We start from the raw sequence: 16,945 nt of genomic DNA, 5'->3' as shown, positions 1-16,945 counted from the left end.
GCGCGGTCAGCCGGCCAGCAGCTTCTGCTCCGCCAGGGCCAGCGGCTCGGGCAGCCCGGACAGCACCAGGGTGTCGCCGGCCGCCATCACCAGTTGGTCGTCGGGGCGCACGACACCGCCGTGGGCACGCCGCACCGACAGCACATTGACGCCGACCGCGTGCAGCGCGGCATGCAGCAGCGGCTGGCCGCACAAGGAGGAGCCGGGCGGCAGGGTGACCGACTGCAGGCGCTCGTGGCTGAGCTCGTTGCTGGTGTCGTCGTCGGCGCCGTGGAAATAGCCGCGCAGCAGGCTGTAGCGTGCGTCACGCTGGTCCTGCACAACCCGGATGACCCGCCGCATCGGCACGCCGACCAGGGCCAGCGCGTGCGAAGCCAGCATCAGCGAGCCTTCGATTGCCTCGGGCACCACCTCGGCGGCGCCGGCCGCACGCAGCTTTTCGAGGTCGCTGTCGTCGATGGTACGCACCACCACCGGGACCTTGGGCGCATGGTCCTGCACCAGCTGCAGGATCTTCAGTGCCGAAGGCGTGTCGTGGTAGCTCACCACCACCAGGCTGGCACGGGCCAGGCCGGCGGCCATCAGGCTCTGCAGCCGGGCGGCGTCGCCGAACACGACGCTCTGGCCGGCGGCGGCGGCCTGGCGCACCCGGTCAGGATCGAGGTCGAGCGCCATGTAGGGGATCTGTTCGGACTCCAGCATGCGGGCCAGGTTCTGGCCGCTGCGGCCGTAGCCGCAGATGATCACGTGCTGGGCGGTGTTGATGGCGCGCTTGGCGATGCTGGTCATCGCCACGGACTGCATCAGCCAGTCGTTGGCCGACAGGCGCATCACGATGCGGTTGCTGTACTGCACGATAAAGGGCGTGGCCAGCATCGACAGCACCATGGAGGCGAGCACCGCGCTGCGCAGCGCCGGCTCCACCAGCCGGTGGTCGGTCGCGAGGTTGAGCAGCACCAGGCCGAACTCGCCCGCTTGCGCCAGGTAGAGGCCGGTGCGCATCGCGACGCCGGTCGGTGAGCCGAAGGCCTTGGCCAGCGCCGTCACCAGCACGAACTTGAAGACCACCGGGGCCGACATGAGCAGCAGCACCAGCGGCCATTGCTCCAGCACCAGGCGCCAGTCGAGCAGCATCCCGATGGTGATGAAAAACAGCCCCAGCAGGACATCGTGAAAGGGCCGGATGTCGGTTTCGACCTGGTGCTTGTACTCGGTTTCGGCGATCAGCATGCCGGCCACGAAGGCCCCGAGCGCCAGCGACAGCCCGGCATGCTCGGTCAGCCATGCCAGTCCCAGCGTCACCAGCAGCAGGTTGAGGATGAACAGCTCTTCGCTCTTGCGCCGCGCCACCAGGGTCAGCCACCAGCGCATCACGCGCTGCCCGCCGACCAGCAGCACGGTCAGCAGGGCGGCGGCCTTGAGCGTCGCCCAGCCCAGCGCTTGCGCCATGTCCTCGGCGGACGAGCCGAGTGCCGGGATGAGCACCAGCAGCGGCACCACGGCCAGATCCTGGAACAGCAACACGCCCATCACGCGCCGGCCATGTTCGCTTTCGAGCTCCAAGCGCTCGGCCATCAGCTTCACGACGATGGCGGTGGAGGACATCGCCAGCGCGCCGCCCAGTGCCACCGCGGTTTGCCAGGGCAGGGCCCAACGCTGCCCCGCAGCGGCGAAGGCCCAGCTCAGCGCGGCATTGCCGGCGACCGTGACCGCCATGGTCACCACCACCTCGCTCAGGCCGAGGCCGAACACCGCTTTGCGCATGCTCTTGAGCTTGGGCAGGTTGAACTCCAGCCCGATCGCGAACATCAGGAAAACGACACCGAATTCGGCCAGATAGCGGATGCCTGCCGTGTCGCGGGCCAGCGCCAGCGCGTTGGGCCCGATGAGGATGCCGACGGCCAGGTAGCCGAGCATGGGCGGCAGCTTCAAGGAACGGCAGGCGGCCACGCCGAGGACGGCGGCGAGGAGATAGAGCAGGACGAGTTCGAGGGTGGAGGCCATCAAGGAAGCAGTTGCGGGGCGCAGCCGGTGACCTGCCGACGGGGGACAGGGCCGAAGCCTAGAATCTGCGAATCCTAATCGACCGATGGCTCCCTGTGTCTGAACGTACTATCCCTCAAAAACCGCAGATCGCTTTCGACCGGGCACGTGCGGTCGAACTGGCCCGCGATACGCTGGACATCGAGGCCGCGGCCCTCGCTGGGCTGCGGCAGCGCGTGGGCGAGCCGTTTGCGTGCGCGGTGCAGCTGGTGCTGCAGTGCGAGGGCCGGGTTGTCGTGATGGGCATGGGCAAGAGCGGGCATGTCGGCCGCAAGATGGCCGCCACGCTGGCCTCCACCGGAACGCCGGCGATGTTCGTCCACCCCGCCGAGGCCAGCCATGGCGACCTCGGCATGATCACGGCCCACGACCTGGTGCTGGCGATCTCCAACTCCGGCGAAAGCGACGAGCTGACGGCCATCCTGCCGGTGCTCAAGCGGCTCTCCATTCCGCTGATCGCACTGACCGGACGGGCCGAGTCCACCCTCGCGCGGCACGCGGAGGTGGTGCTCGACACCTCGGTGGCCAAGGAGGCCTGCCCGCTGAACCTGGCGCCGACCGCCAGCACGACGGCGCAGATGGCCCTGGGCGACGCCCTGGCCGTCGCGCTGCTGGACGCGCGCGGCTTCAGGGAAGAGGACTTCGCGCGTTCGCACCCGGGCGGTGCGCTGGGACGCAAGCTGCTCACGCATGTGCGCGACGTGATGCGCAGCGGCGCCGCCGTGCCCAAGGTGCTGGCCTCGACCGTGTTCACCGAGATGATGCGCGAGATGTCCGCCAAGGGGCTGGGTTCGACTGCGGTGGTCGACGACCAGGGGCGGGTGATCGGCATCTTCACCGACGGCGACCTGCGTCGCCAGATCGAAGGGGGTCGGGACTTGCGCAAGCTCAAGGCGTCCGAGGTGATGACGCCCAACCCGCGCCAGGTGCGCGAGGACGCGCTGGCCGTCGAAGCGGCCGACCTGATGGAGGAGGCCCGCATCACCTCGGTGCTGGTGACCGACGCCGACGGTCTGCTCGTGGGGGCCTTGAATTTCAACGACCTGATGCGCGCGAAGGTGATCTGACGGCATGCGCCTCCTGCAACCCCACCTGAGTTTTGCGCCCGAGCTGCTGCTGCAGGCCCAGGGCGTGCGAGCCGCGGTGTTCGACGTCGATGGCGTGCTGACCGACGGGCGCATCTACATCGCCGAGGCCGGCGAGATCTTCAAGGCCTTCCATACACTGGACGGCCACGGCCTGAAGCTGCTGGCTCGCGGCGGCATCGTTCCGGTGGTCATCACCGGACGCGATTCGCCGGCGGTGCGGCGGCGTGTCGCCGACCTCGGCCTGCCGCACGCCTATTACGGCGTGCACGACAAGCTGGCGGTGGCCGAGCGGCTGCTGGTCGAGCTGAAGCTGGGCTGGGATGAACTGGCGGTGATGGGCGACGACTGGCCGGACCTGCCCCTGATGGTGCGTGCCGCCTTCGCCTGTGCACCAGCCGGTGCGCATGTGGAGGCGCGCGCCGCGGCCCACCATGTCACGGAAGCCGCTGGAGGTCATGGGGCCGCGCGCGAATTCTGCGACCTGCTGCTGAGTGCCCAGGGCCGCTATGCCGGCCTGCTGCAGAGCCACCTCGAAACGCTGGACGACGGACGCACTGCATGAGTGGACGGTCGGAGCGTGTGGTGCTGGCGCCGGCAGCGCCGAGGTCGGGAGCGCCCACCGGCTCGGAGATGCGCTGGCGCGACCAGCTCTGGAGTTATCTGCCGCTGCTGGTGCTGGCACTGCTGGCCGGGGCCACCTGGTGGCTGGTCAAGCACACGCCGGTGCCGGACGGCCCGCGTGCCGAGTTGCCGATCCGGCACGAGCCCGACTATGTGATGAACCGCTTTTCGGTGCAGCACTTCACGGCCGCCGGGCGGCCCCGCAATGTGCTCGAGGGGCGCGAGCTGCGCCACTATCCCGACACGGACACGCTGGAGATCGACGAGGTGCGCATGCGCTCGGTCGACGAGCAGGGTCGGGTGACGCTGGCGACGGCCGATCGGGCCTTGTCGAGCGCCGATGGCAGCGAGGTGCAGCTGTTCGGTGGTGCACGGGTGGTGCGCGAGGCGCATGGTGCTCAGGACGTGGCCCAGAATCGCCGCATGGAGTTCAGCGGCGAGTACCTGCACGTCTACACCGAGCAGGAGCGGGTGGAATCGCACTTGCCGGTGACCTTGCGGCAAGGTGACATGGAGGTGCGGGGTGCGTCGCTGCGCTACGACCACCGGAAGCAGGTGCTCGAACTCAAGGGTGCCGTGCGCGGCACCTTGCCGCCCCAGCGCTGAGGTGCTTCCCGGCCTGTTTTTTCCTATGACACGAACATCGATGACAGCCCCTCTCGTTTACATCACCGGCGCCTCCAGCGGCATCGGCCAAGCGCTGGCGATGCGCTACCACGCGGCGGGCTACCGGCTTGCGCTGGTGGCACGGCGTGCCGCGGAGATCGAGGCCTGGTGCCGCGCACAGGGCTTCGATGCGCAGCGGTGGGCGGTCTATGCCGCGGACGTTCGCGACGTCGAGAGCATCGTGACGGCGGGCAAGGCTTGTGTGGCCCAACAAGGCGTGCCCGATGTCGTGATCGCCAACGCGGGCATCAGCGTCGGCATCGACACGGCGCAGTACGCCGATCTGGAGGTGATGCGGGCGACCTTCGAGACCAACAATCTCGGCATGGCGGCCACCTTTCATCCCTTCATCGACCCGATGCGCGCGCGGGGATCCGGCGTGCTGGTGGGCATCGCGAGCGTCGCAGCAATTCGAGGGCTGCCTGGGCACGGCGCCTACTGCGCCAGCAAGGCCGCGGTGGTGAGCTATTGCGAAAGCCTGCGCGGCGAGCTGAGGCCGTCGGGCGTGCGCGTCGTGACCATTGCGCCGGGCTATATCGACACGCCGCTGACGCGCGGCAACCGCTACTCGATGCCCTTCCTGCTCAGCGCGGAGACCTTTGCCGAGCGTGCCTTCCGGGCCATCAGCGCGGGCGCGAGCTATCGTGTGATTCCTTGGCAGATGGGGATCGTCACCAAGCTGCTGCGCGTGCTGCCCAACTGGCTGTTCGACCGAGCGCTCGCGGGGCGGGCTCGCAAGAAGCGTCAAGGCGAGTGACACGGCCGCGGCCCCGACGGGCTTGAGGTCATCGGCCGGCTGCTAGGCCGGCGTGCGCCGGGCCGGCAGAATCGGTTGACGTTCTCACTGCCGGGCGCCGCCGTGACCAGCCTGCCGCACTTTCTGTGGACCTGGGCCTGCAACAACCGCTGGGCCAACCATCGCCTGCTGCAAGCCTGTGGGCAACTCGGTCAGGATGCGTTCACCGCCCGGCGCACCGGTTTTTTCCCGTCTATTGCCGCGACCCTGAACCACATCGTGACGGTGGACTGGTACTACGTGGACGCGATGGAGCGCTCCTTGCGTGGCCAGCCGCCCAACGAGGCATGGCGGGCCTATTTCGACCCAGAGCAACCGTTCAGCACCTGCCCGGCCCTGGCGGCGGCGCAACAGGCGGTAGACGAGCGCTTGATCGCCCTGTGCCGATCCCTCGACGAGGCCAGCGTGACCTCGACGGTGAATGTGCCCCGGGAAGGACGTCTCTGCCCGGAACGGATGCACCGCTTGCTGGCGCATCTGTTCGAGCATCAGATCCACCACCGAGGGCAGGTGCACGCGATGCTGGCCGGTACCAGCGTGGCGCCGCCTCAGCTGGACGAGTTCTTCTGTGAGAGCGACGCGGAGGTGAGGAAGGGGGACTTCGGGGTTTTGGGGTGGAGTGAAGAGATGGTGTGGAAAGAGGGCACGGTGCCGGGAACTGATGCCGTCAAAGACAGATGAGGCTGCCCGGAATGAGAGTCCAGCTGTCTTTCGTGAACCCCGCGCGAATGGAGGCGCTTGCGACGACTCCACCTTTCCGGTCGCTGTCGACGGTATGCAAGGAGCACGCCCAAGCTGGCGCCGGCTTCCCGGGCGCAGCTTCGAGAACCTCGGTTTTGCACGATCCACTCAAAACCGTTTTGTAGTGGGGCTGGTCGAGACCGTCTCCTAACACGAGGGCCAGTGCCTCGCGAAGCGTACGCGTTTCGTTCTCGCCGCCATGGCTGCATCCTGTACCTTTCAAAGGCAGCGTCGCGTTCTCAAGGAAGAGTTGAACGATCTGCGCTCCACGAGGTGGCGTGTCGGCCTTGATCGTCACCGGAGTTCCCCACACCGGGTTGACGCTCTGCGCCGACCCGGCGAGAGGTGCTACCAGCAGAGGCACCAGCAACCAAACGTGTTTCACAGGAAGTCTCCGTAGAAGAACTGAACAGTGCTCCCGGCCGTTCTGTAGGCGTGGGTGAACTTGCGTACGAAATCTGGAAGGGGATCCACGGTGATCTTGTCGCTGAGATTGCTGTAGTGCCACACCCGTCCGTCAATGAAGATGCCGATGTGTTTCTGACGCTGAGTACCCATCATGATCCGGTGGCCTGCTTGCGTGATGTTGCTCGACAGCGTGACATAGAGGAGGCAAGACGACAGGTGCAGCGGCTTGTCGTCCCATTGCCCGGTGTGTGAGGCGGCATTGAACAAGCTGTTCACTCGGATGGTCGCGCCCCTTTCCGAACGTTTTTTATCGGTGAACTTAAGGTTCTTGCAGGTCTCGGCAAACTCATAACCCAGCATATGGCTCACAAAGTGAGCGCAGTGATTCTCCCCATTCATCTGCCCCAGACTGAACGGGCACAGGTGACTGATGTGCTTGCCGAGCACTTCGTTGAGCGGCTGTGTCAGCTGCATGGTCGACCTCCCTGGTCGGTGTTGTGATTCGGCGTTATCGTAGTGAGCCGCCACTCCCTGGGATCGAAGGCCAGGGGTATCGGCTTGTGCCGGTATGCGACTGAACGTTGGAAGTACTTGGTCCACGGAGCTAGCCCATGTCTCTTGCCACCCGCATCGAAACCGACTCCATGGGGGCCGTCGAGGTCCTGGCCGACCGCTACTGGGGTGCACAGACCCAGCGGTCCATGCACCATTTCCCAATCGGAGTGTCGCGCTTCAAATTCCAGCGCCCGGTGATCCGTGCCCTGGGCCTGCTGAAGAAGGCGGCGGCCCAGGCCAATGCAGAGCTCGGGGAGTTGCCGGAGGACATCGCGCAGCTGATCGTTCGGGCCGCCGACGAGGTCATCGAAGGGCGCTTGGACGAGCACTTCCCGCTGGTGGTATTCCAGACCGGCTCCGGCACGCAGTCGAACATGAATGCCAACGAGGTCATCGCCAATCGCGCCATCGAAATGGCCGGTGGGGTACTCGGCAGCAAGCAGCCGGTGCACCCGAATGATCACGTCAACCGCGGCCAGTCGTCCAACGACACCTTTCCCACCGCGATGTATGTCGCCACGGTCGAGCAGTTGCACCTGCGGCTCTTCCCGGCCGTCAGCGCCTTGCGCAACACCCTGGCCGCGAAGGCCCACGAGTACCGCCATCTGGTCAAGACCGGCCGGACCCACCTGCAGGACGCGACGCCCATCACCTTGGGGCAGGAGATCGGCGCGTGGGTCGCCCAGCTCGACTTCGGCCTGGCGGCGGTGCGTAGCAGTCTGAGCGGCCTGCAGGAGCTGGCAATCGGCGGCACGGCGGTGGGCACCGGCCTCAACGCCCACCCGCTGTTCGGTGATCGGGTCGCCGAACGCCTGTCGGAGCTGACCGGACGGCCTTTCCAGTCGGCGCCGGACAAGTTTTTCGCCCTGTCGGCGCACGACGCGCTGGTGCAGACCTCGGCGGCTCTGCGCACGCTCGCAGGCGGCCTGATGAAGCTGGCCAACGACGTGCGCTGGCTGGCGAGCGGCCCGCGTGCCGGGATTGGCGAGCTGCGCATCCCCGAGAACGAACCGGGCTCGTCCATCATGCCGGGCAAAGTCAACCCGACCCAATGCGAGGCGATGACGATGGTTTGCGTGCAGGTCTTCGGCAACGATACGACCGTGGCGTTCGCCGGCACCCAAGGCAACTTCCAGCTGAACGTCTACAAGCCGGTGATGGTGCACAACGTGCTCGAAAGCATCGACCTCATCGCCGATGCCTGCCTGGCGTTCGATGCCTACTGTGCCCAGGGGCTGGCGCCCAACGAGGCGGTCATCGACGAGAACCTGGAGCGCAACCTGATGCTGGTGACGGCCCTGAACCGGCACATCGGCTACGACTTGGCGGCCCAGATCGCCAAGCGGGCCCATCACGAAGGGCTGACGTTGCGGGAGGCGGCCCTGGCGACGGGGAAGGTGAGCGCCGAAGACTACGACCGCTGGATCAATCCGCTGGAGATGACGCGTCCCGGGTGAGGCAGGCATCGAGAGGCACGGCTTCGGCCCTGCCCATCGCGCTGCTGCCGCCGGCCCAGGAAGCAGCGCGTCGACCCGCCAGTCTGAGGGCTGCAGCGGAAAGCGTCAGGGCATGAAAAAAGCGACGGGGTCTTCACCACGTCGCTTTTTCTTGAGCAGCACCACCGAGGCAGTGCTGTCCGGATCAGGGCTCAGTAGCCGCCGCGGCCACCGCCGCCGAAGCCACCTCGGCCGCCGCCACCGCCGCCGCCGAAGCCGCCACGGCCACCACCGCCACCACCACCGCCGAAGCCGCCTTCACGACGGCCACCGCCGCCGAAACCGCCGCCGCCACCGCGCGGGCCGCCGAAGCCGCCCGGACGCTCTTCACGGGGGCGGGCTTCGTTGACGACGATGGCGCGACCCGACAGGGCTTGGCCGTTCATGCCGTTGATGGCGGACTGAGCTTCAGCGTCCGAACCCATTTCAACGAAGCCGAAACCCTTGGAGCGGCCGGTGTCGCGGTCCATCATGACCTTGGCAGAGGTCACAGCGCCGTATTGGGAAAACGCCTCGTTCAGATCTTCGTCGCGCACGGAATAGGCCAGATTGCCTACATAAAGCTTGTTGCCCATGAGAGAGCTCCTTTCAATACACAGTCAGTCACTTGGAGCTTCTACCCATCATGAACCACTCAGATCCAGGCGCCGCATCCAGAACAGGGAACCCATTATGTGGGAGGAGGGGGGGGATGTGCGCATGATGTGTGAAAAAGTGTTGTTTAGCGCTGGTTTAGTGGTCGTTTTCTCGCGGCAAAATCTCCCTTTTTGCTCGAATCCCCTCCGCCTCACCGTGGTTGGTGATTGAAGAGCCGCTCGGTATCATCGCCCCGCCCGTCTTGCCGCCCCGGTGCGGCCCTCAGAACGAAGACGAAACGCGCCCTCCCGGTGCGGTCGAATTGTCGGCTCGGCCGTGCGGGTGCTCCAGGAGGACCAGATGAGTTTGACTTGCCCGAAATGCGGTACGGACAACCGTGACAACGCCCGCTTTTGCCGGGGCTGCGGCGCGTCTCTTGCCGGAGTGGCAGCGGGTGCCGCTGCGCCGGCACCCGAGCCCGTTTCGGCCACCACGCCACCTCTGAAGCCTTGCCCTGCCTGCGGCACGCCGAACGACGCGGCGTCTCTGACTTGTCGTGCCTGCGGCGCCAAGATGCAGGGCGACGCGAGCGAAGCGAACGCCATGGACGATCTGCTGGGTCTGGGACTCGATACGCCGGCAACGCCCCCGGCGCCGCTGCCGCAGACGCCGAAGCCGTCCGACGTGGACCTTGGCTTGGACCCTTTGTCGACGCTGCCGCCCATGGCACCCCCGCCGCAGGCGCCGGCTTCGTCTGCCCCGGCCTTTCCCGACCCGCTGGATCTGATCCCGCCGACGGTGCCGATGGCGCCGCCGTCCGCCGCCGTGGCTCCCGTCCCGGCGGAACCGATGAAGACGGCGCCGGCCGTCACGCCGGCGGGCGCCGACACGGCAGCTGCCTCCGTTCCTGCCGAACCGAGCGGCGCCACGGCGACCGTCCCAGGCGGGACTTCCAGCCGCAAGAAGCACGCGACCGTGCTGTATCTCGTGCTGGCGCTTTTGCTGGTCGGTGCCGCCATCTGGCTGCTGGTGAGGAACCCGATGGCGCCCGAACCGCCTGCGGCGCCGGAGACGGCCGCCATTCCGCCGGCTCCCGTACCGGCTTCAGCACCGCCGGCACCGGTCGAACCGGTTCCCGCGCCGCCTCCGCCGGTGGCGGCTTCCGAAATCCCGCTGCCGGAGCCGGTGGCGAGTGCTCCGGAACCCGTGGCGCCCAGCGTGCCTGCCGAGCCGCCGGCGGCCGCAGCATCGGCCGCGTCCGGCGATCCGCTGGCTTCCTTGTCCGGAGGGGATGACGCGGCGAAAAAGGCTGAGGCGGAGGCCAAGGCAAAGGCCAGGGCGGAGGCGCGCGCCAAGGCGCGAGCCAAGGCAGAAGCTGAGGCGAAGGCACGTGCCGAATCCGCCCGCAACGCCAAGGCCGCGGAGATGTCACGTCAGACGGCAACCCAGCCGGCTGCGCCCGCACCCGCACCGGAGCCGGCCGCGCCGTCGGAGGTGTGCGCGGGGCGGGTGTTCATCTCAGCACTGATTTGCCTCAAGAGCGAGTGCCAGAAGCCGGTCAACGCCCGCCATCCCCGGTGTGTCGAGTTCCTCGAGCAGGAGCGTCGTCGCCAGGAGCAGAACCAGTTCCGTTGAGTTGCTGGCCCGGCCTTTGCTGGAGCGACCGGACGGCCTTGACTTCAAACCATGTCCATCAGTCAGAAGATCCGTTCCGCAGACGCGTTGTTGAGTTGCCTGGATGCCGTCCGCAACGGTCCTGCGCTGGGCTTGCTGCTCGGCACCTTCTCAATCTCGGGCCTGCTGCTCGCTATGACCCAGCAGGCGGCAGCCCGCGGGCAGGACTTCGCGGCGCTCATCTACGGGCTGCTGGCGCTCGGCGCGGCGTTCTATGGCGGCAATGCGGCCGGCATCGTCGTGATGGACGATGCCAAGGGCCGCCCGCGGCGCGCCGTCGGGGAGGCCCTGAAAGTCGCACTGCGCACGGCGCACCGGTTGCTAGGCGTGCTGGCATTGACGGCGCTAGCGTATGCGGTGGGCGGTTTGTTGGTGGCGTTGGTGCTGCTGGTGTGCAAGACGCCCGTGTTCGGGCCGCTGGTCTTCACGCTGGTCCTGCCGCTCGCCGTGGTGGCCTGCGGGCTGGCGCTGCTGGCCCTGCCGACCGTCATCATGCCGCTGGCAGCGCCCGCCGTCTGGGACGGCGCCAGCACCATGCAATGTGCCAGCCGGCTGTTCGTCATCGGCCGCGAGCGCCTGCTGGGGGTGGTGGTGATGATGCTGATCGTCAGCGTGCTGGCCTGGCTGGTGGGCGCGATGGTGATGTTCGTGGTGCAGACCGGCGGGCATGCGGTGGCCCGCCTGGCGGCGGCGGTGCTGGGCGCCGACGTGGCGCTCGGCCAAATGATGGCGGGCCTGTTCGGCGTCGGCCTGCGCAGCCTGACGAGCGCCGGTGTGCCGGTCAGCAGCCCCTACGCCGTCGCGGCGCTGATCGGCGGGGGTGTGGTGTTCGCCGTCAGCCTCGTGCTGCCGAGCCTGGTCTATCTGCGCGGCGCCTGCGCGGTCTACCTCGCCCATGTGGACGCCGCGCTGGCGCACGAACAGCCGGCCGCGTTCCGGCAGACCGATGCACAGCCCGCCACGCCGACGGCGCCCGTGCGCGTTCCTGCGCCGCGCGGCATCCTGGCTCCGCCGCCCCAGCCCAGTGGCCTGGACACGACGATCACGATGGCCCGCTCACCGCTGGCCACCGACCGACCTTCGACGCGCCCCCTGGATGTCGACCTCCTGCTGGACGACCTGCAGGTGCCGACCTGCGCCGTCTGCGGTCATGTGGTGCAGCGCAACGACCGCTTCTGCGGCGTATGCGGCGCGCCCCAGCCCGCGCATGAGTGAGGTCGGCACGGGCCCTGCGCAGAGCCCGCGCATCGCATCGCTGGTGCCCTCCGCCACCGAACTCCTGGTGGCGCTCGGTCTGGGCCCACACCTGGTAGCGCGTACCGGTTTTTGTATTCACCCGCGCGAGCAGGTGGCGGGCATTCCCAAGGTCGGCGGCACCAAGAGCGTCAACCTCGCCAAGTTGCGCCGTCTGGCGCCCACGCATGTCGTCGTCAACGTCGACGAAAACGAATGGCCCGCGGTGGAGGCGCTGCAGGAGTTCGTGCCGCACGTGGTGGTCACCCATCCCTGCTCGCCCGAGGACAACGTCGCGCTGTACCGGCAGCTGGCCGACACCTTCGGTGCGCTGCCCGGGGTACGCCATCGGGCCGAGGCTTTGACGCAGGCGCTGCAGGAGCAGCTGGCGCTGACCGGCCCGGCCGACGCGCGTCCTCGCCGAGCCGTGCTTTACTGCGTGTGGCGGGAGCCGTGGATGACCGTGGCACGCGATACCTACATCTCGCGGCTGCTGGCCCTGGTGAACTGGCAAACCCTGCCCGCCATCGAGGGGGGGCCCCGGGGCGCTGCCCGTTATCCGACCTTCGACTGGTCGGCAGCTTGGTTGTCGGAGGTGGACGAGGTCTTGCTGAGCAGCGAGCCCTACCGATTCGACGCCTCGCACCGGGACGGGGTGGCGGCGCTGCTGGCTGCGGCCGGCCACCGAGCCGGTGTCCGCATGGTGGACGGGGAGCTGTTGAGCTGGTGGGGCAGCCGCGCCGTCGACGGGGTGCGGTACCTGCGCAGCCTGGCTGCCGATCGCAGAATGAATGATGTGTCCCTGCCACCATGAAACTCGATCCGCAGACGCTGTTCCTCACGATGTGGCCAACGTGACGCTCACGACCTTGGCGCTGTATGTCGGTGTGAGCTGGAGTCGCGCGCGCGGGCGCATACGGGCGTAGAGCGCGGCCTTGCGGTTGGAGTCGGTGGGTTGGGCGCTGCTGATGGCTTCGTACGGCATCCCGCCGGAGGAGTTCGCCACGGTGGGCGCCGGCATCCTGCTCACTTCAAGCAGATCAACGACACCCGCGGCCACTCCAGCGGGGATCGTGCGCTGGTGCTGTTCAGCCAGGCTTTGCAGCGGGGGCTGCGGCCCTCGGACCTGGCCGGCCGTTATGGCGGGGAGGAATTTTGCGTGGTGCTGCCGATGTCAAAGCTGCAGGCGGCCGAGGCGGTGGACCCCCGGCTGCGCGAGGTGGTGGCGGCGCAGGTGTCGCCGGCGCTCGGCTTCCCGCTCGGCTTCAGCGCGGGGGCGACCGAATTGACGGCCCGCGATGCAGGCCTGGGTGAACTGGTGGCCCGCGCGGACCGGGCGCTGTACCGCGCCAGGCACGCCGGACGGGGCCGGCTCGTGGTCGATCCGGCCTCTCCCGCAGGGCCGCTGTCCTGACGGTCGCACAGGCTTGGAGGGGCGGCCTACAATGCCCCGATGATCTCGCGCGAACCCACCCTCGAAAGACTGGCGATTGCGAAATCGCTGCTGCTGGACCCGTTTGGCCTCGACGAGGCCAAACTCGCGCAGGCGCTGCGCGTGATCGGCGAGCACCGCATCGACGATGCGGACCTCTACTTCCAGTACACGCGCAGCGAAGGCTGGAGCCTGGAGGAGGGCATCGTGAAGTCGGGCAGCTTCGGCATCGACCAGGGTGTCGGCGTGCGGGCCGTGGCGGGCGAGAAAACCGCCTTTGCCTACTCGGACGACATTTCGCTCGACGCCTTGCTGGATGCCGCCCGCACCGTGCGGACCATCGCCGCCAGCGGCCAGAGCCGGCGCGTCAAGGTGAACAGCGCCCCTCAGGTGGCAGGCAGCCGCACGCTGTACGGGCCGATGGATCCGATCGCCACGCTCGACAGCACCCAGAAGGTGGCCTTGCTGGAGCGGGTCGAGAAGCTGGCTCGCGCCCGCGATCCGCGCGTGGTGCAGGTGATGGCGGGCCTGATGGGCGAGTACGACGTCGTGATGGTCGCACGGGCCGACGGCACCCTGGCCGCCGACGTGCGCCCGCTGGTGCGTCTGTCGGTGACGGTGATCGCCGAGCAGAACGGCCGTCGTGAGGTCGGCTCGGGGGGCGGCGGCGGTCGCTTCGGGCTCGGCTACTTCCACGATTCGGTCATTGAGGCTTATGTCAACGACGCGGTCAACGCGGCGCTGACCAATCTCGAGAGCCGGCCCGCGCCGGCCGGCGAGATGACCGTGGTGCTCGGCCCGGGGTGGCCCGGCGTGCTGCTGCACGAGGCGGTGGGTCACGGCCTGGAGGGCGACTTCAACCGCAAGGGCTCGAGCGCGTTCTCCGGCCGCGTCGGCCAGCGTGTCGCCGCCAAGGGCGTGACGGTGCTCGACGACGGCACCTTGCCGGACCGGCGGGGTTCGCTCAACGTCGATGACGAGGGCAACGCGTCGCAGCGCAACGTGCTGATCGAGGATGGCATCCTGCGCGGCTACATCCAGGACGCGATGAACGCGCGCCTGATGAAGGTGAAGCCGACCGGCAACGGGCGCCGCGAAAGCTATGCCCATGTGCCGATGCCGCGCATGACCAATACCTACATGCTGGCCGGCGACAAGAGCCGCGACGAGATCGTGGCCAGCATCAAGAAGGGCCTGTACGCGACCAACTTCGGCGGCGGCCAGGTCGACATCACGAGCGGCAAGTTCGTGTTCTCCGCGAGCGAGGCCTACTGGGTGGAAAACGGCCGCATCCAATACCCGGTCAAGGGCGCGACCATCATCGGCAACGGCCCCGACGCGCTCACCCGCGTCAGCATGATCGGCAACGACCTGCAGCTGGATACCGGTGTCGGCACCTGCGGCAAGGAAGGCCAGAGCGTGCCGGTCGGCGTGGGGCAGCCGACACTGCGCATCGATGCGCTGACGGTCGGCGGCACGGCCTGAGCGCCGCGACTGAGAGCTTTCTCACGGCGGCGGCGGCCGGGCAGCGGCGCGGCTTGCGAGTCCGTACACGACCGGCTACGCTGACGCGACCACGCGATATGACGGCGCGTGGTCGGCCGATGTCTGACGAAACCCCGCCGCCCTCGCCGCCCCGTGTGCCGCCCGACCCGGCGGTCCTCGAGCGAGCCGAGCGCATCAACTCCGACCTGATGAAGTTCGTGCGCCAGGTGCGCACGGCCTCGGGCCCGGTGCGCGCCAAGCTTCAGCAGGACATGCGGGCGCGGCTGGAGGCCGAGCGCATGGTGCTGCTCGGCGGGCAGCAGGTCATCCCCGAAACCCTGCGCCACTACGCCGTCACCTTCACCGAGGTGCAGTGGCTGCTCGACGTCTGGATCGAGGCCACCGAGCGGGAGCGTGACGACCAGGAGTCGCGCCATGACTTCATCGATGTCGCCACCCGCATGCTGGGCGAGCTGGAGGTGTTGCGCCAGCCGGACCCGGCCCTCGATCCGCCCGGCCGCAAGCCGGGCTGGTGGGCTGCCATCACCCGGGGCCTGCGCCCCGGCGAGCCGGCCGAACGTCTGCCGCCGCCGGAACCCGACATCCTGATCTGAGCGTGGCCCGGTGCAGCGGGGATGCCACGCGGGGCTTGACGGAGTCTCAACGGTGCGTGCTACATTACTGTCCATGTCTCGCGCTTTCGCCTTCTTTTACTTTTGGTTCTCGCACCGCACCGGCGGAGGAGAGGCCAGCGCGTAACCGAAGACGAGCGAACCGAATCCAAGAAACCGCCGGGTCCCCCCGGCGGTTTTTTTTCGTCCTATCCCTCGCACACCCACCTTCAGGAGAACTCGTCCCATGAACGCCAAGTCCACCAGCGCCGTCGAGGGTTGGTATGCGCCCGTCGATAAAACCTCCCAGACCGACGACGAAAGGATCAAGGACGTGACCCCGCTGCCACCGCCGGAGCATTTGATCCGCTTTTTCCCGATCCGCGGCACGCCGGTCGAGACCTTGGTGGGCGAGACGCGTCAACGCATCCGCAGAATCATGTCGCACCAGGACGACCGGCTGCTGGTGGTCATCGGCCCGTGCTCGATTCACGACCCGGTCGCTGCTGTGGACTACGCCCGGCGCCTGCTTGCCCAGCGCGAGAAATACGCGGGCACGCTGGAGATCGTGATGCGCGTGTACTTCGAGAAGCCGCGCACCACGGTGGGCTGGAAGGGGCTGATCAACGACCCCTACCTCGACGAAAGCTTCCGCATCGACGAAGGGCTGCGCATTGCGCGCCAGCTCCTGATCGACATCAATCGCGTCGGTGTGCCGGCGGGCAGCGAGTTCCTCGACGTGATCTCGCCGCAGTACATCGGCGACCTGATCGCCTGGGGCGCGATCGGGGCCCGCACCACCGAAAGCCAGGTGCACCGCGAGCTCGCCTCGGGCCTGTCGGCGCCGATCGGCTTCAAGAACGGCACCGACGGAAACATCAAGATCGCCACCGATGCCATCCAGGCGGCCGGTCGCCCGCACCACTTCCTTTCGGTGCACAAGAACGGCCAGGTGGCCATCGTCGAGACCAAGGGCAACAAGGACTGCCACGTGATCCTCCGTGGCGGCAAGGCGCCGAATTACGACGCGACCAGCGTCGCAGCGGCTTGCCAGGATCTCGAAGCCGCCAAGCTGCCGGCCACCTTGATGGTGGACTGCTCGCACGCCAACTCCAGCAAGCAGCACAAGCGCCAGGTGGCGGTTGCGCGGGACATCGCTGACCAGGTGGCTGCCGGCTCGCAGCGGGTGTTCGGCGTGATGGTGGAAAGCCACCTGAACGATGGCGCCCAGAAGTTCACGCCGGGTAAGGACGATCCTCGTGAGCTCGCCTACGGCAAGAGCATCACCGACGCCTGCATCGGCTGGGACGATTCCCTTGAAGTGCTGGAGATCCTCTCCGAGGCGGTCAAGCGCCGCCGCGGCTGAGCCGACGGTCGACCTGGCTCGGGCGAGCCGACAGCGTGCGTGTTGCGTGCAGAAGGCTGCATGTAAACGCGGTAAGGGGCGGCAAGAAGGCTGGTGTGGCCTCCCACCGCGTAGTGCAATGACCCTCATGCAGTTCCGGTGAGACCCGCCGCGG

Annotated in this window: 17 protein-coding genes and 1 pseudogene; 14 read left to right on the top strand and 4 right to left on the bottom strand. The window is 67.8% G+C overall.

Translation table 11 applies throughout. The features are described from left to right. Positions 1–6 precede the first annotated feature (6 nt). A complete protein-coding gene (locus tag OOT46_RS11205) occupies positions 7–2,004 on the bottom strand; it encodes a monovalent cation:proton antiporter family protein (protein WP_265403683.1) in 1,998 nt (665 codons plus the stop codon). Positions 2,005–2,132: 128 nt separating this feature from the next. Here OOT46_RS11205 and OOT46_RS11200 point away from each other — a divergent pair, with 128 nt between their 5' ends. From OOT46_RS11200 to OOT46_RS11180, 5 genes are all read left to right on the top strand, one after another. Then, positions 2,133–3,110 carry a KpsF/GutQ family sugar-phosphate isomerase gene (locus OOT46_RS11200; RefSeq protein ID WP_416136179.1) on the top strand — a complete coding sequence of 326 codons (978 nt, stop codon included), beginning with the start codon at positions 2,133–2,135 and terminating at the stop codon, positions 3,108–3,110. Positions 3,111–3,114: 4 nt separating this feature from the next. Then, a complete protein-coding gene (locus tag OOT46_RS11195; protein ID WP_265403682.1) occupies positions 3,115–3,693 on the top strand; it encodes a KdsC family phosphatase in 579 nt (192 codons plus the stop codon). Further along, positions 3,690–4,358, top strand: coding sequence for an LPS export ABC transporter periplasmic protein LptC (lptC, locus tag OOT46_RS11190; protein WP_265403681.1), 669 nt, complete (start codon positions 3,690–3,692; stop codon positions 4,356–4,358). The genes OOT46_RS11195 and lptC overlap by 4 nt, the downstream gene beginning before the upstream one ends. A gap of 40 nt (positions 4,359–4,398) precedes the next feature. Continuing rightward, positions 4,399–5,175: an SDR family oxidoreductase gene (locus OOT46_RS11185; protein WP_265403680.1), complete on the top strand. Its 777-nt coding sequence runs from the start codon at positions 4,399–4,401 to the stop codon at positions 5,173–5,175. A gap of 75 nt (positions 5,176–5,250) precedes the next feature. Further along, a complete protein-coding gene (locus tag OOT46_RS11180; RefSeq protein ID WP_265403679.1) occupies positions 5,251–5,895 on the top strand; it encodes a DinB family protein in 645 nt (214 codons plus the stop codon). On the opposite strand, the gene OOT46_RS11175 is transcribed toward OOT46_RS11180, so the two are convergent. Together OOT46_RS11175 and OOT46_RS11170 are read right to left on the bottom strand one after the other, a co-directional pair. Then, a complete protein-coding gene (locus OOT46_RS11175) occupies positions 5,882–6,340 on the bottom strand; it encodes a hypothetical protein (RefSeq protein ID WP_265403678.1) in 459 nt (152 codons plus the stop codon). The genes OOT46_RS11180 and OOT46_RS11175 overlap by 14 nt on opposite strands. After that, entirely contained in the window at positions 6,337–6,837 is a 501-nt protein-coding gene (locus OOT46_RS11170; protein ID WP_265403677.1) for a hypothetical protein, read from the bottom strand. The genes OOT46_RS11175 and OOT46_RS11170 overlap by 4 nt, the downstream gene beginning before the upstream one ends. Before the next feature lie 137 nt (positions 6,838–6,974). Here OOT46_RS11170 and fumC point away from each other — a divergent pair, with 137 nt between their 5' ends. Beyond that, complete coding sequence (gene fumC, locus OOT46_RS11165; protein WP_265403676.1) at positions 6,975–8,375, top strand: class II fumarate hydratase; 1,401 nt, start codon at positions 6,975–6,977, stop codon at positions 8,373–8,375. A gap of 191 nt (positions 8,376–8,566) precedes the next feature. On the opposite strand, the gene OOT46_RS11160 is transcribed toward fumC, so the two are convergent. Next, positions 8,567–8,989 (bottom strand): RNA recognition motif domain-containing protein, encoded by a 423-nt coding sequence (locus OOT46_RS11160; RefSeq protein WP_265403675.1) that lies wholly within the window; start codon positions 8,987–8,989, stop codon positions 8,567–8,569. Positions 8,990–9,350: 361 nt separating this feature from the next. On the opposite strand from OOT46_RS11160, the pseudogene OOT46_RS30935 reads away from it, so the two are divergent. From OOT46_RS30935 to OOT46_RS11125, 8 genes and pseudogenes are all read left to right on the top strand, one after another. After that, positions 9,351–9,545: pseudogene (locus OOT46_RS30935) on the top strand (zinc-ribbon domain-containing protein); the annotation flags it as partial. A gap of 48 nt (positions 9,546–9,593) precedes the next feature. Continuing rightward, on the top strand, positions 9,594–10,625 hold the full coding sequence (locus OOT46_RS11155; RefSeq protein ID WP_265403674.1) for a hypothetical protein: 1,032 nt from the start codon (positions 9,594–9,596) through the stop codon (positions 10,623–10,625). Positions 10,626–10,676: 51 nt separating this feature from the next. Continuing rightward, positions 10,677–11,879 carry a zinc ribbon domain-containing protein gene (locus tag OOT46_RS11150; RefSeq protein ID WP_265403673.1) on the top strand — a complete coding sequence of 401 codons (1,203 nt, stop codon included), beginning with the start codon at positions 10,677–10,679 and terminating at the stop codon, positions 11,877–11,879. Continuing rightward, positions 11,872–12,711: a helical backbone metal receptor gene (locus OOT46_RS11145; protein WP_265403672.1), complete on the top strand. Its 840-nt coding sequence runs from the start codon at positions 11,872–11,874 to the stop codon at positions 12,709–12,711. The genes OOT46_RS11150 and OOT46_RS11145 overlap by 8 nt, the downstream gene beginning before the upstream one ends. 141 nt (positions 12,712–12,852) lie before the next feature. Beyond that, positions 12,853–13,311, top strand: coding sequence for a GGDEF domain-containing protein (locus tag OOT46_RS11140; RefSeq protein WP_265403671.1), 459 nt, complete (start codon positions 12,853–12,855; stop codon positions 13,309–13,311). A gap of 39 nt (positions 13,312–13,350) precedes the next feature. Beyond that, positions 13,351–14,814: a metalloprotease TldD gene (gene tldD, locus OOT46_RS11135; RefSeq protein ID WP_265403670.1), complete on the top strand. Its 1,464-nt coding sequence runs from the start codon at positions 13,351–13,353 to the stop codon at positions 14,812–14,814. Positions 14,815–14,933: 119 nt separating this feature from the next. Continuing rightward, a complete protein-coding gene (locus tag OOT46_RS11130) occupies positions 14,934–15,428 on the top strand; it encodes a hypothetical protein (RefSeq protein WP_265403669.1) in 495 nt (164 codons plus the stop codon). A gap of 244 nt (positions 15,429–15,672) precedes the next feature. After that, complete coding sequence (locus tag OOT46_RS11125; RefSeq protein WP_265403668.1) at positions 15,673–16,791, top strand: 3-deoxy-7-phosphoheptulonate synthase; 1,119 nt, start codon at positions 15,673–15,675, stop codon at positions 16,789–16,791. Positions 16,792–16,945: the final 154 nt, after the last annotated feature.

It is taken from the genome of Aquabacterium sp. A7-Y (assembly GCF_026153205.1).
Lineage (GTDB): Bacteria > Pseudomonadota > Gammaproteobacteria > Burkholderiales > Burkholderiaceae_C > Caldimonas.
This window is presented reverse-complemented; position numbering and strand designations above follow the sequence as displayed.

Coding starts and splice junctions, on each gene's coding strand:
- OOT46_RS11130 (WP_265403669.1), top strand. CDS start 14,934: ATGTCTGACGAAACCCCGCCGCCCTCGCCGCCCCGTGTGCCGCCCGAC.
- OOT46_RS11145 (WP_265403672.1), top strand. CDS start 11,872: ATGAGTGAGGTCGGCACGGGCCCTGCGCAGAGCCCGCGCATCGCATCG.
- tldD (WP_265403670.1), top strand. CDS start 13,351: ATGATCTCGCGCGAACCCACCCTCGAAAGACTGGCGATTGCGAAATCG.
- OOT46_RS11150 (WP_265403673.1), top strand. CDS start 10,677: ATGTCCATCAGTCAGAAGATCCGTTCCGCAGACGCGTTGTTGAGTTGC.
- OOT46_RS11185 (WP_265403680.1), top strand. CDS start 4,399: ATGACAGCCCCTCTCGTTTACATCACCGGCGCCTCCAGCGGCATCGGC.
- OOT46_RS11170 (WP_265403677.1), bottom strand. CDS start 6,837: ATGCAGCTGACACAGCCGCTCAACGAAGTGCTCGGCAAGCACATCAGT.
- OOT46_RS11125 (WP_265403668.1), top strand. CDS start 15,673: ATGAACGCCAAGTCCACCAGCGCCGTCGAGGGTTGGTATGCGCCCGTC.
- fumC (WP_265403676.1), top strand. CDS start 6,975: ATGTCTCTTGCCACCCGCATCGAAACCGACTCCATGGGGGCCGTCGAG.
- OOT46_RS11205 (WP_265403683.1), bottom strand. CDS start 2,004: ATGGCCTCCACCCTCGAACTCGTCCTGCTCTATCTCCTCGCCGCCGTC.
- OOT46_RS11160 (WP_265403675.1), bottom strand. CDS start 8,989: ATGGGCAACAAGCTTTATGTAGGCAATCTGGCCTATTCCGTGCGCGAC.
- OOT46_RS11195 (WP_265403682.1), top strand. CDS start 3,115: ATGCGCCTCCTGCAACCCCACCTGAGTTTTGCGCCCGAGCTGCTGCTG.
- lptC (WP_265403681.1), top strand. CDS start 3,690: ATGAGTGGACGGTCGGAGCGTGTGGTGCTGGCGCCGGCAGCGCCGAGG.
- OOT46_RS11155 (WP_265403674.1), top strand. CDS start 9,594: ATGGACGATCTGCTGGGTCTGGGACTCGATACGCCGGCAACGCCCCCG.